General features: G+C 44.7%; 10 protein-coding genes. 3 read left to right on the top strand and 7 right to left on the bottom strand.

Going from position 1 to position 14,247, the window contains the following annotated elements:
- Positions 1-126: 126 nt before the first annotated feature.
- The 5 genes from JC606_RS00570 to JC606_RS00550 form a co-directional block, all read right to left on the bottom strand.
- Positions 127-1,944: a bifunctional molybdopterin-guanine dinucleotide biosynthesis adaptor protein MobB/molybdopterin molybdotransferase MoeA gene (locus tag JC606_RS00570; protein ID WP_198777583.1), complete on the bottom strand. Its 1,818-nt coding sequence runs from the start codon at positions 1,942-1,944 to the stop codon at positions 127-129.
- Positions 1,944-2,528 (bottom strand): molybdenum cofactor guanylyltransferase MobA, encoded by a 585-nt coding sequence (gene mobA / locus JC606_RS00565; protein WP_017112061.1) that lies wholly within the window; start codon positions 2,526-2,528, stop codon positions 1,944-1,946. The genes JC606_RS00570 and mobA overlap by 1 nt, the downstream gene beginning before the upstream one ends.
- Positions 2,506-3,225: an energy-coupling factor ABC transporter ATP-binding protein gene (locus JC606_RS00560; protein WP_198777582.1), complete on the bottom strand. Its 720-nt coding sequence runs from the start codon at positions 3,223-3,225 to the stop codon at positions 2,506-2,508. Before JC606_RS00560 ends, mobA begins: the two co-directional genes overlap by 23 nt.
- 10 nt (positions 3,226-3,235) lie before the next feature.
- Positions 3,236-3,934 (bottom strand): ABC transporter permease, encoded by a 699-nt coding sequence (locus tag JC606_RS00555; protein WP_008217899.1) that lies wholly within the window; start codon positions 3,932-3,934, stop codon positions 3,236-3,238.
- Positions 3,935-4,130: 196 nt separating this feature from the next.
- Positions 4,131-4,937 carry a substrate-binding domain-containing protein gene (locus tag JC606_RS00550; protein ID WP_061034058.1) on the bottom strand — a complete coding sequence of 269 codons (807 nt, stop codon included), beginning with the start codon at positions 4,935-4,937 and terminating at the stop codon, positions 4,131-4,133.
- Positions 4,938-5,239: 302 nt separating this feature from the next.
- Between JC606_RS00550 and JC606_RS00545 the strand changes: the two genes are divergently transcribed.
- The 3 genes from JC606_RS00545 (at position 5,240) to JC606_RS00535 (ending at position 10,598) form a co-directional block, all read left to right on the top strand.
- Complete coding sequence (locus JC606_RS00545) at positions 5,240-6,703, top strand: sigma-54-dependent transcriptional regulator (protein WP_198777581.1); 1,464 nt, start codon at positions 5,240-5,242, stop codon at positions 6,701-6,703.
- Positions 6,693-8,720, top strand: coding sequence for a sensor histidine kinase (locus JC606_RS00540; RefSeq protein ID WP_137406432.1), 2,028 nt, complete (start codon positions 6,693-6,695; stop codon positions 8,718-8,720). The genes JC606_RS00545 and JC606_RS00540 overlap by 11 nt, the downstream gene beginning before the upstream one ends.
- A 258-nt stretch (positions 8,721-8,978) precedes the next feature.
- Positions 8,979-10,598, top strand: coding sequence for a methyl-accepting chemotaxis protein (locus tag JC606_RS00535; RefSeq protein WP_137406433.1), 1,620 nt, complete (start codon positions 8,979-8,981; stop codon positions 10,596-10,598).
- Between the two features lie 124 nt (positions 10,599-10,722).
- Here JC606_RS00535 and JC606_RS00530 read toward each other — a convergent pair whose 3' ends face one another.
- Complete coding sequence (locus JC606_RS00530; RefSeq protein WP_137406434.1) at positions 10,723-11,613, bottom strand: mechanosensitive ion channel family protein; 891 nt, start codon at positions 11,611-11,613, stop codon at positions 10,723-10,725.
- Position 11,614: 1 nt separating this feature from the next.
- Positions 11,615-13,960 carry an ATP-binding protein gene (locus JC606_RS00525; protein ID WP_198777580.1) on the bottom strand — a complete coding sequence of 782 codons (2,346 nt, stop codon included), beginning with the start codon at positions 13,958-13,960 and terminating at the stop codon, positions 11,615-11,617.
- Between the last annotated feature and the right edge of the window lie 287 nt (positions 13,961-14,247).

Below are 14,247 nucleotides of genomic sequence, written 5' to 3'. Positions count from 1 at the left end.
TAGTTAATGGGTTACTTATTAAGGTTGCTCAGAAATATAAAAGCCCCTTACGACTAAACCATCGCAGAAGGGGCTTCGAGCGTTCGAACTTTAATGCAATCAATACACCTTAGGCCGTTTTATTAATTAAACACGACCTTGCAACGGAATGATCGTCACTGTTTCACCAACTTTCACGGTATCAACCGATGGTGAAATTTCAATTAAGCAGTTTGCTTCACTCATTGAGCGCAGAATGCCTGAACCTTGTTTACCCGTTGTCTTAACTTCAAGTACGCCAGATTCGTTCATAGTGAACACACCACGGCTAAATTCAGTACGGCCTTGGCGAGAACGTAATTGCTCGGTAGCTACCGCATTCGCTTTTACTGGTGTCCAGTTTGTTTGACCTTGCAGCTTGCGAATCGCTGGCTCAACAAAGTTGATGAACGACACCATTACTGCGACTGGGTTACCTGGTAAACCGAAGAATGGTTTATCTTCAATTTTACCGTAAGCAAGAGGACGCCCCGGACGCATGTTGATGCGCCAGAAGTTAATCTCACCCAGTTTATCTAGCGCGAGTTTGATGTAGTCAGCATCACCAACAGATACACCGCCAGACGTTAATACCATGTCAGTCTCTAACGACGCAGCATGAAGGACATCCATCATCTTCTGTTCGTTATCTTCAATAATTCCGTAATCAACGATGTCACAGCCCAGTTTTTGAAGCATACCAATAATAGTAAAACGGTTTGAATCGTAGATAGAATTTGGTTTCTGCTCACTACCTGGTGCTTGAACTTCATCACCTGTCGAGAATACACCAACCTTCACTTTACGTAGAACAGGGCAGGTACCGAAACCCAGTGATGCCATCATGCCCATTTCTGGCGCTTCGATTCTCGTGCCACGAGTAAAGACAGGTTGGCCGATTTCAAGGTCTTCACCCGCCATACGGACATTTTGTCCTACCGAGATTTTCGCGTCTGGGAAACTAACTGTGTCACCTTCTTGAACGGCTTGCTCTCGCATCACAACCACATCAACACCTTCCGGCATTGGTGCACCAGTCATCATCTTAACCGCTTCACCTTGTTGAACTGTCTTGTCGTAGCTGTGTCCTGCCATAACTTCAGCAACAACGTGGTAGCTATCCAGATCCAAATCTTCACTACGAATGGCGTAACCGTCCATTGCAGAGTTCGTGTTCTGAGGTACATTGATTGGTGAAATAACATCTTCCGCCAATACGCGACCATACCCTTGTTCTAAGGCAACAGATTCCGTCAGCTCTAATGCATCAATACTATCAACAATCTTTTGCTGACCTTGAGTCACGGTAAGGCCTGCAGGAGAGAAAGAATCACAACACACAACTGGCGTGTTGTCTTTTGAAAATGCACACGAAGCGACTTTATTTGTTTTCGAAGCTGGGTCGAACGACTGAGTATAGTCGATGATGAAATCACGAATCGCTTCTAAGTCGCTGATCGCCATTTGTGGCAGGTTAGATTCGACTTTGCTGTCGGCTGCGATAGCAATGATGTTGTCATCATTTGGATAAAGCCAAGGTTTACCAACTTTATCACGGTGAAGCTCGATTTTAGGAAAAGCGATGTTCTTGCAGCCTTCAACCAAAATCAAATCCAACGTGTTGGTATCAAAACGAGTAAGCAGATAATCAAAGTCAGCTTCGGCTTCTGGCGTTTCTGTCATCATTACATGACGGTTACGAGAGCTGATCAACATTTGGTTTGCACCAGCTTTACGTAAGCGATAGCTGTCTTTGCCCGGCTTATCGACATCAAAATCGTGGTGAGCATGTTTAAGAACGCCAACTTTCAAACCTGCGTCGGTTAACAAAGGTAACAGGGCTTCAAGTACCGTTGTTTTACCTGTGCCGCTGTAGGCAGCAAAACCTAATAACGGCAGGTTAGGGCGTTGTTTTGAATCTTTCATTATTGAAGCGTTCCGAATTGGGTGAGTTCTTCTGGCGTATTAAGGTTTACAAAGCAATTTGGTGCATCGCTGAAGTCGACGTACTCAGTGACGCACTCTTTATAGAGCAAGATAATCTTGCGATCGCCACGCTCTAAAAAGGCTTCTAGCTTTGGAAGAACACGCTTGTGGAATAGGGTAAACACCGGTTGTTTGAATTCGCCATCGTGAGCCACAAGAATGTCACTGTCTTCTTTTACCGCCGCACAAAAGCGCTCTACAAGATCATCACTGATTTGTGGACTATCACATGGGACAAAACCGACCCAATCAGTGGTCGCGTTTTTAAGGCCAGCATGAATACCGCCCAATGGCCCCGGATAATCAGGGAACGAATCGGAAACAACCGGAGCGAATGCTTGGTAACTGTCGAGGTTACGGTTGGCATTGATGGTGATGCTGACATCTTGTTGTGACAGCTTGTCTATAACGTATTGAATAAGCGGGGAACCGTTGAGCTCAACGAGTCCTTTATCTTTTCCGCCCATACGGCTGGCTTGTCCGCCAGCCAAAATAACCCAACTAGTTTGCGTTGGAAGCAGCATAAATATTCTCTTGTGCTTTGTTCTTTTTAATTACTTGCAGAAGCGGTGACTCAGCTAGCGTGTTATCTTTGATCCACCATTGCTTCTTGCACAAATCGGTTAACGCGTTGGTTTGGTGACTGGTAATGACTAAACTCGCGCCTCTCTGAAGAAGATCTTCGGCCATAATCACCAATCTTTCAATAGATTCTTTGTCTAAAGAAGCACTTGGCTCGTCCATCAGCAAAATTGATGGCTTGAGAATCCAAGCTCGTGCCATTGCTACGCGTTGACGTTCACCACCAGACAACACAGAAATGTGTTCATCTGCTAGGGTTTCTAAACCTACCATCCTCAACGCATTAATTATTTGAGCTCGCTTATCTTTTTGGCTCTCTTTACTAAAGCGAATCCCATAAGCGACATTTTGGTACACAGAACCATCAAATAGGTAAGGTGTTTGATGCAGATAGATGATGTCTTTAAATTTTAGTCTAAGGAACAGGTTATGTTGCCAACTTTGTGTCGGTGACTGAATACGGCCAGAAGTCGGCTTAATCAATCCAGACAGAATTTTTAATAGAGTGGTTTTTCCTACACCGTTATCGCCCTTAAGATAAATCGCATCGTTCGGACCGATCGACAATTCAGGGATGTGGAACAAAACACGCTCTTTGTAGCGCATTGAAATTTGCTGCGTTGTTATTTTTATACTCATGACAGCGTTCCTAAGTTCTTAAATAGCCTTTTCCTCTCACACTAGAAAGGAAAAAGTTAAGGGCTAATGCCAATGCCAATAAAACCATGCCTAACGCCACACCTTGAGCGAAAGCACCTTTGTGACTTTCCATTGCAATAGCGGTAGGGATGTTTCTTGTCATTCCCATAATGTTTCCGCCAACCATCATTGAACAACCCACTTCAGTGACGATGCGAGAAAACGCAGCAATGACTGCCGCCAGTAGAGGAAAACGAGTTTCCCAAATCAAGGTGCAGGCAACGCGAGTGGTTGAAACTCCCAGAGTGCGTGCCGTTTCCACTGCTCGGCGATCACTGGCTTGCAGCGCACCGTGCATCATGGCAACTAGAATAGGAAAGCAGATCAGCATCTGACCTAGAATCATAGCCTTTTGAGTGAACAGCAATTGCCAGTCCCCCAATGGGCCAGAACGAGAGAGCATCATGTACATCAATAAGCCAATAACCACGGTTGGTATTGCTTGCAATGTGTTGATTACAGAAAGTAACGCCCATTTCCCAGGGAATTCCGTGTAGGCCAATAAGAAAGCCATGATGATAGAGGGAACAATTACCAGTGAGATGGCGGACAAAGATACGCTGAAGGACACCGCGACAATTTGCCACAGGTCGTGGTCAAAATTCACCAGTAAATTCAATGCATCTAGCGTTGTTTGCCATAAGGTCATGAAGTATCTCGTGTGAATCGATAATAGGTTTTTATCGGTAATGACTGATGTTAATCATAGCTGACACAATATTAATGAGCCTTATTGGCCAGCTATTATTTCTTTACGTGTTTGGTTTGCAGACTCGTTAAGCGTAGTGCTATTTGGCAAAGAGTGAACCTTTAACCCCATTTAGCACAACGTAGCGAGCGAAAAACTACTCAGCACTCGCAACAAACAGTTGCTTGCCGTGCAGCTTAAAGTCGTTAATCAGTTTTTGACCTTTAGGGTTAACCAACCAATCGCTGAACGTTTTTGCTGCTTGGTAGTGAATGCTTGGGTAACGCTCTGGGTTAACTAGAATCACTTGGTAAGGGTTGAATAGGTTTTCGTCACCTTGGAAAAGAATTTTTAGATCCAATTTGTTTTGGTAAGCCAGCCAAGTGCCACGGTCAGTCATTGTGTAACCTTGCATCTCTGACGCCATGTTTAGAGTAGGGCCCATGCCTTGACCAACGCTGCGGTAGCCGCCAAAGTTTGGCTCCATCTTAGTTTGAGCCCAGATACCCATCTCTTTCTTATGTGTACCTGAATCATCACCACGAGACACAAACGTTACATTGTTTGTCGCAATCGCTTTAAATACATCCGCCACTGCTTTTTGAGATTCAACTTTCGCTGGGTCGCTTTCAGGGCCAACGATCACAAAGTCGTTGTACATCAATTTACGAGGTAAAACGCCGTAGCCTTTCTCAACAAAGTTAGCTTCTGCTTTTGGTGCGTGTGTCATCACCAAATCCACATCACCGTTTTCACCCATGCGAAGTGATTTACCAGTACCCGCTGCTAAAACATCGACTTTGATACCCGAATCTTTTTCGAATTCAGGCAGTAGATAATCCAGTAAGCCAGAATGATAAGTGCTTGTCGTTGTCGCAAGCTTGATATGAGTGGTGTCTTCTGCGCTGCTAGCCGAGTAACTGACGATAGATAGAGCTGCAATAGTTAGGGGAATTGCTTTCATTATTATTATGTCCATTTTGTTAGAAATGAATGACATGTCTTCAGTTTTAAAGGGCTCAAAGAAGGACATGTGCATAAGATGCTAATTATAGTAATTAGAAATCCTCTCCCTATAAGCAATCTTAATGCCAACAATAATGCATCAAGTCTCATTAAATTGTTGTTATTTCGGACAAAACTGCGTCATTTCGCTAGATAAAATGAACCAAAACATGAGCTAGGACAAAATGTCGCACATTGTCCCTGTTGAATAAAAGGTTAATTGGTACACTCTGTCCCAACTTTCCCTTTCGGCTGATCATTATGTCTTTACCTAGTTCAAACGCCTCTAACCTCAATCCAAACACCTTGACTCAATATCAGGCGTTTTCGGTCCTGGTGGTCGATGATGAAATTGGCATGCAGGCAATTTTAAAGAAAGCACTAGGTCAGTACTTTGGCAAGGTGTCGAGTGCAGGCTCAGTAGAAGAAGCAGAAACGCTACGTTGCAATGAACACTTCGACCTGATCGTTCTCGATATTAATCTTCCTGGTCGCTCTGGTATTGAGTGGGAAGAAGCCTTCAATGATAGCGACCGAAAAGCAGATGTTATCTTTATGACTGGCTATGCCGATCTGGAGATGACCATATCAGCACTCAAGCTCGGTGCTTCAGATTTCATTTTAAAGCCATTCAACTTAGAACAGATGATTCAAGCTGTACTTCGTTGTATGGATAAGCGCCTTGACCAAAGAATGCAGTACGCGTTGAAGCGTGATGTCAGCCGCCACATCAAAACCGAGATTATTGGTAGCTCAGATAAGACCAAACAACTTAAGCTTCTGATTAGCCAATTTGCTCCGTCAAGAGCGTCCGTGTTAGTAGAAGGTGAGTCTGGTACCGGTAAAGAATTGGTTGCACGTGGTGTTCATGAAGCCAGTAAACGAACTGGGCCATTTGTCCCAATCAACTGTGGTGCGATTGCTCCAGAACTTCTTGAAAGTGAATTATTTGGCCACACCTCCGGTGCCTTTACTGGTGCGAAGAAGAGTAGAGAAGGTTTATTCAGAGTGGCTAATGGCGGTACGCTATTCCTTGATGAAATTGGCGAAATGCCACTGCCTATGCAAGCTGCACTGCTGCGAGTGCTCGAGCAACGTACCATTCGCCCCATCGGTAGCGAGAAAGAGATATCCGTAGACGTTCGTGTTGTCGCGGCAACCAACAGGAATCTTCAGGAAGAGGTCGAGAAAGGGCACTTCCGCCGCGACCTATTTTACCGACTCAATGTACTTAAGATTGATGTGACTCCGTTACGCGAACGACCATCCGATCTGATTGAGCTTGTTCCATATTTTACGCGCCTTTTATCGAGTGAATTAGGTATGCCGATACCTAATTGGGCACATGAAGATATCTTAGCGATGAATGAATACGAATGGCCGGGCAATATTCGCGAGCTTAAAAACCTCGTGGAGCGCTGCATTCTGTTAGACAAACCACCAGCTCACTATTGGCGAGAGATAAATGGCGACCCGGCACCTGCGAGCATTTCAGTGACGGTGTCACATGGTGCTGAAGTGCCGAACTTGAATACAACGGACGCTGCTGAAGGCTATCCAAACACTTGGACACTTAAAGAAGTGGAGAAAGCACATATCGAACAGCTTGTGAGTTTTCACGATGGTAATAAGTCTGCAGCGGCAAGAGACCTTGGCGTTGCTCGTAAAACCTTAGAACGCAAATACAAAGACTGGAACACAGAAGGCTCAGAATATGCCGATTAGACGTCAGTGGTGGGCAAAGTGGGCGTTCCGCTTCAAAACCATGGTGCGCTACCGTTTACTGTTTCTCACGTCAGCACCGATCTTTCTTACACTGTGCGCGCTCGTTGCGATCACCTTTTATTGGTCTGTTCACTATACGTGGCAAGGCGCTTTGATCGATGTTGATGAACGTCTCGACGTCGCAGACAACAGTATTCATCTGATTCAAAACCAACAAGCTTATAACGTGCGCGCATTTGCTGAGTCTTACAACTTTCGAATGAAGCTTGCGAACGACGTGCCTCAAGATGAACTCATTCGTTGGGTCTCAGAGAATAAGTCACGATACGAGCTCGATTTTTTACGCTGGCGCAGCGTAGAAAGCATGGAAAAGAAGCTTGAATATCTGAATCTCACACATAAATCATCGTTTTTCAGTGTGTTAGACAGTAGTGAACTCGATTACTTAGATCGTGATCTTGCAAAAAAGGCAGATGTTCCGATGCTTAATGGTCATGATGTTGAAACACGTGGCTTGGTTAGCCGTACTATCGTATCTATTAAAGATAAACATGATCATGTGATCGGCTTTCTTGATGGCGGGATCTTGTTGAATAACAGCACTCAGTTGGTCGATCAAATCAGCAACCTGATCTATCCGCAGAGAGAGGGCTTCAACCGCCATGTAGGAACCGTCACCGTATTTCTTGACGACCTTCGTGTGAGCACTAACGTGCCATTAAGCAGTGAAGACAGTGCAGGGCGTGCAATTGGTACGCGAGTTTCTCACGAGGTTCACTCTAAAGTCTTAAACGAGGGCAAAGAGTGGCTCGACAGAGCATATGTATACGATGCATGGTACATAACAGCTTATCAACCAATTCACGACCAGTTTGGCAACGTGATCGGCATGCTATATACCGGTTACCTAATCTGGCCGCTCATTGAAACCTACCTGACTAACCTTGGCGAAATCAGCATTACTATCGTTCTGTTGTTGATGGTTTCAGGTTTGATCGTTCACAGAGGTGCGCGCGACCTTTTCAACCCTATCGAACGCATTCATAAAGTGGTGAAGCTAGTACAGATGGGGCAAGACAAGCGAATTGGTACGTTAGGACTGGATGATCAACATGAGCTTACCTTACTTGCTAAACAATTCGACAAGATGTTGGATCTACTGCATGAGCGCAATCAAGAGATTCAACAAGCGGCGTTAGAACTCGAGTGTAAAGTCCATTCTCGCACCGCTAGTTTGAAAGAGAAAACCGAAGAACTCGAGCTGCATATCAAGCTGCTAAACCAAGCCAGAGATAAGCTGGTGGTCAATGAGAAACTGGCAGCGCTCGGTGAGCTAACCGCAGGTATTGCTCACGAGATCAACAATCCAACAGCGGTAATCCTTGGCAACGTTGAGTTGATGAAATTTGAACTAGGGGATGACGTAAGCCGTGTCGAAGAAGAAGTCCATGCCATCATGGAGCAAATCGACCGAATTCGAAATATTACGCGAAGCTTGCTGCAATACAGCCGACACGGTGGCGTGCAGGATGAGATCACGTGGCAACACATCAACCCGATCGTCGATGAAAGTATCACGCTCGTGAAAACTGGGGCGAAAAAGCGCGGCATGGTTTACGTTTCGAACTTAAACGCTAAAACATCGGTTGAAGTAAATCGAAACCAACTGCTGCAGATTCTGGTCAACCTACAAATGAATGCGATTCATGCGATGGACGGGCAGGGAACATTAACGATTTCGAGTGAAGATTGGGTTGAGAACGGCGTATCTCATGGTGCTATCGTACATGTTGAAGACGAAGGTTGTGGCATCAAAGAAGAGCAGTTAAAACGAATCTTCTCACCATTCTATACAACGAAACGCGACGGTACTGGCTTAGGCTTATCCGTATCTCAAAGTATCTTAAGTCAAATTGGTGGCGAGATACGCGTAGAATCAGAAGTGGGTAAAGGAAGCCGCTTTAGTATCTACCTTCAGCAAAAAGCGACACCACAGTTATTGGTGTCTAACCTCTAAACCTGCTACGGCTATCGTTCGATGGTTGTCCTAGCTCGCTTGGGCTGTTGTTTTTACATTCAGCCCAAGCACGAAAATCCCGCACTACTAAATTATCACCAATCAAACCTCAACCTCTGCCTGTTTGACCTATACCTCTTTTTGGTTATGTAACACAGTGTATATTTAGCGTTCTTGATGCATATCATCTGAACTGTACGAAATTTTGATAACTTGTCGAAAATCCATAATCAAAACAAATATTAAAGTCAGTCAGCTATGAAATTAAGTAACTTATCTATCAAGTCAAAACTCGCCTCAATTGTCGTTCTATCGGTTGTACTGCTAGTAATGGCATCTACATTTAACCTCATGCAGCAAAGAGCCAGCTCTATGGAAGAGCGGCAAGATAAGCTCAGTGCTCAAGTTGAAACCGCCGTAAGCTTAGCCGGCTATTACTACAGCCACCGTAGTGCGCTAGGTGAAGAAGTCGCAAAGGAGCGAGCGCTGCAAGCCATTAAGACGCTTCGTTATGACAACACCAATTACTTCTGGATTCTTAACCAGCAGCTCAACATTATTAGTCATCCGCTCAAACCAGAACTTAATGGTACTAACGCGGGTAATTTGAAAGACGGAGCAGGAAAGCACCATTGGCGTGAAATGGTGACGATTTCACGCTCTCCTCAAGAGAAAGGCTTTCTCGATTACCAGTGGATGAGCCCTCAAGGTGAGCTCAAAGATAAAATCTCTTACGTACAACTCTTCCCAGAATGGAACTGGATTATTGGCTCAGGAATACTGGTCGCTGATATTCAAGAGGCTTTCTACGCATTAGCACTTAAAGAAGGCATGGTCGCGGTTGTTTTATCAGGCTTACTGTTTGCGATGGGTTATGCGATTTCAAATAACATAATCGTCCCTCTTAACAAGCTTATCGACAACACGCATAAGATTGCCGATGGTGACCTTCGTGTTCGTATGAATATGACACGTAAAGATGAGTTGGGCGATATGAGCCACCAGATCGACACCATGCTCGACAAACTGCAAACAACGCTTCGTACAGCAAACGAGTCTGCAGATCTGTCGAGTAATATGGCAAGTCATATCGCTCAGGCCAGTGAAGAGGCAGCAACCAGTGTGAATTCGCAACATGCGCAGCTTGAACTGTTATCGACAGCAATGACAGAGATGAGCGCGACCATTTCAGATGTCGCGATGAATGCAGAAAACACCGCTGCGAGTACCAACAAAGTGGTCGATCACGCTAACCAAAATGATGAAAACATGAAGGTTACGGCAACGACGATATCTCAAGTATCTGAGAACATTTCAACTGCAAATAACTTGGTCAGAGATCTTCAATCTGGTGTTACAGAGATAAGCCAAGTGGTTGGGGTAATTCGCGATGTATCAGAACAAACCAATTTACTGGCACTCAACGCTGCGATTGAAGCAGCACGCGCAGGGGAACAAGGGCGCGGTTTTGCTGTAGTTGCTGATGAAGTTCGTAACCTAGCAAGTCGCACGCAGAACTCTACCAACGAAGTGCAATCGACCATTGAGAAGCTAACACAACAAGCTGAACGTACATTTAATGCTATGCAAAGTAGCAATGAGAAAGTGGACCACAGCGTGGTTGCATCTAACGAGACACGCCAGCAACTCGATGTAATTGTGAATGAGCTACACAACGCCAACGATATGGTTTCGCAAATTGCTGCAGCATCCGAGCAGCAGAGCACAGTAGCAACAGAGATGAGTGAGAGTGTCACTGGTATTCACTTGGCCGCTAACGAAGTACTACAGGCTTCACAATCGTTGGCTGAAGACAGTCAGAAGATGGCAAACACCACTGAACATCTCACTGAACAGTTGAAGTACTTTAAGGTTTAGTTCAATTAACCAAGCCGGAAAGACAACAGCGTTAAATAGGCGGAAACCATAAAAAACCACCTCCGATTCTTATTCAAGTGCGGAGGTGCTTTTGTTTCTATCAATCTAGCGATCAATCTAAAAATTAAGAGTGGGCAGCCACTGAGATTTTAGGTGGGTTGATGCTGTGTTTCTTAAACTCTTTCATGACACGAAGCGTAATATCTGTCTCGAATAGTTTCTCATAGGCTGTATCGACCACATAAGCCTTACAGGTTAACTGTATTGCTAGGTAGTTGTCAGTAATGGTCTGTTTCACCAATACCGTCACAGGCTTAGGTAGGTGGATGTAACGGCTTGATGAGGCCGCTTCCTGAATTAGATCACGGGCGAGGGTAATGTCCTCATCCATACCGACATAAAACGGGATCACCACCTGCATATCCAACGCCCCATAGTTACCACTGGTGGTCACTTCGTTTAGGAACTTGTTGTTTGGAATCGTAATGATGTCGTCGTTCAAAGTTCTCATACGTACTGAGCGTAAGCCGATAGTAATAATGTCACCATAGTTACCTTCGAACGTGACACGGTCACCTACTTGGAATGGTCTATCAATCATTACGGTGATACCCGCGATGAAAGAGGCCGCCAAGTCTTTAAGCGCAAAGCCGACCGACACCGCTAGGGTACCGCCAATCAGAGCCAAGATTTGGTCGTTGATGCGGAAACTCATCATGAACACGATAAGACCAGTGCTCACGTAAATGAAGAATTGCATGAACGATTGAAGCTTTTGCAGCAGCATTCGATATTGCACGAATTGGCTACCAAAGCTCGTCACCATTGAGTTAATGAACTTCAATAACAACCACATCGCTGCAATGACGATGATAGAGAAGAACACGCCACTCCAACGAACCAAACTCGCAATCTTAGAAATGTTTTCTACATTGGCTAACTCTTCTGTCGCGTAAGTCGGGAAACTTACCGCCGTCGCAAAGCCAACAAGTAATAGGACAAATAACTTCTTCATTTTACTTCACCAATAAATGTTGACGGTCGAGAACGTTAGTAATGTGACGGAACCAGTGATCAGAGATTCTTGCCTTATCTTCATTCCAACCAATGTAACCACGGCTCTCAAAGTAGCGAAGAATACCAGTGATTTCGGCAATACTTAGCTGAGTACATTCTGATAGCACCTCGGTAGACGCAATTTCTAACTGAACGATAGAGCGAAGGACCGCCAGCATAGGTTTTGGCATGTTCTCTAGTTCTTGCGCTTCTGGAACATGGAACAGCCTTACTACCGCTTGGTCTGTCTCTTTGTTTCTGTTCAAAGAGAGACGGAAGAAGCGCAGTGCAACGGTCGGGTTACCATCTGAGTAGTGCCACAAGATACGATAGAAACCTTGGCGTGCGCGTTCTTCTTCGCTCATGTCATCTTGATCCCACTGCTTTGGTACCACTAAACCATCAAATGATAATGGCTTCTCAAGTTCAGTATTAATGCGGCTGCTTAGCAACTCACCAACTTGTTTCTCTGTCCAACGCGGAAGGAAGCAAACCAAATCAAATAACAGACGCTCGCCACGAGCTCGATCGACAAATCGCCAGCTAGACTTAGCAATCGACATCACGATTCTGTGGTTCTTCTTCGAACGACGCAGTAAGTTAGTCAATCGAATCAGATCTGAAAGACCACCAACCATTGGTTTAACTAGGCGTTGTGCATTATCAATTGCAATCAGATAAGTCGTTTCGCTCTTACGAAGATGTGCCAAGATTTGAATCTCAGTTGCGTCTTCTTCTAAGCCGATGCTTACTGCTAGATGACACAGTAATTCTTGGTAACCCGCGTAAGGGCAACTAACGTAAATTGGTTCTGCATTCGATACCTTATGCAGCAGGGTATACAGAAGTGTTGTTGCACCCACGCCACGTTCACCCGACACGATACAAATCGCTGGACTGTCAGACATAAGATAACGAGACAGTTGTTTTACTTCGTCGCCTGCATAGTCAATCAGCTCGCTGTCGATGGATCCAGGTAGAATGTATTCGTATGTCTGATCGCCTTTAATACGCACTAAGTTTTTCTGATTCTTATCAAGGTCAGACTGCTTAGCCACTTCAATCCTAAACAGGTAAGCCAGTGCTTGACTGAATACTGTGTAGTTCGAAAGCAGCGACATGATGCGATGCTGGAAGTGATAAACACTCAACCAAGCAATACCAAGCGCAGTCGCGATGATATTAAGTAAAAAGGTATCTTGGCGATTCACGGCCCAGTTAACCCACACTGGGCGATCAGAGATATGTTCTAGGCTATTGAATACCTTCGCTCTCCATAATCGAAGTACCGAGATGGTCACCAACACAAACCAAAAGAATAGAACGCTGTAAATCCAACTGTAGATGGTGCCTCTACCCAGCGTGATGCTAGAGATTTGCAGAATCACACCAGCAACAATGAAACTCCATACGTAACGGCGAATCGTTGAAAGGCGTAGCGCAATGACTTCTTTGTTTGAGGTACGTCCCATGCGGTATGCAAACTCAAGAATGAAGCTGATTGCGATAGAGCCACCTAAAATCCACCACGTGAAGATCTCAAGGAATATCAGATGTTGCAGGCTAGGGATACTTGATAGCACACGCAGAGACAGGGTGATAGCAATTAACCAAGCAATGGCTCTATCCGCACGGCTCACATACCAAATTAGACGAATCAGGAATGGAGGGTTTGGTTTCGCTTCAAGCAGGTTAACGCGAAACAGTTCGATCAACCTTTTACTGTTCGCTAACCACCACACCAGCGCAAAATAGATGAACAGCACTTTTAACGCTGCACCAATCACAGGAACCGGCGAAATAAAAATGTCTTTAATAAGCGCTTTGAAGCTGCGTATTTGGAAATACACCAAGTATTCGACGTTTAGCTTTGTCAGTTCCCACTCTTGCTTGAACTGGGTAACACCGTAAGGACCAAAACCGGTCAAGCGTTCTCTGTTACTTGTGGTGCTTTGCTCCAATAAGTGCTGCTTGCTCACATTCAAACTGTTCAACGTGACGTAGCTAGACTCTACATCGAACCACTGTTTTGGCTCGCTGTTTTCTCGATAAGCCTTGAGTCGTTTATCGAACGTTGCGATTTGCTGATTCTGAACACGCAGCACTTCAGCGAGCAACAGATTTACCTTGCGCTTATCTGACACCTCCATAAAAAGAGGGTCGGGAAGCTCATCGATACGATTAGTCAGATCTTGGGCAATGTCAGAGACCTGAGGTTGTGATTGTAAGTCATATTCCAAGTTGGCATGACTCGGCCATGAGAGCATTGCTAATATGAGGAATAAGAAGCGCGGTAATGAACGCATAAAAGTCTCTTAGAATTATGAGGTTAGGATTACTATAGTTAGATAATCGAGCTTTGTGAAATCTCATGCATTAATGAGGGCGAGTACTTTATCCCCGAATCTTGGTGTTTTGTCATGAAACTGTCAGGCGTTAGACTAGTATTTGTGCATTAGAGGGTGTTGTGAATAGCTATATATAAAGAAGCTTTGGTTGTAACGGGTTGTTATGCGATATATTAAATTATTTATAAGAGATATGTCTTTATATAAGGCGGATTTTACTCAGTGGCTCAACACTTTATATGTTG

The sequence above is a fragment of the Vibrio sp. IB15 genome, assembly GCF_016406055.1.
GTDB lineage: Bacteria > Pseudomonadota > Gammaproteobacteria > Enterobacterales > Vibrionaceae > Vibrio > Vibrio chagasii.
This window is presented reverse-complemented; position numbering and strand designations above follow the sequence as displayed.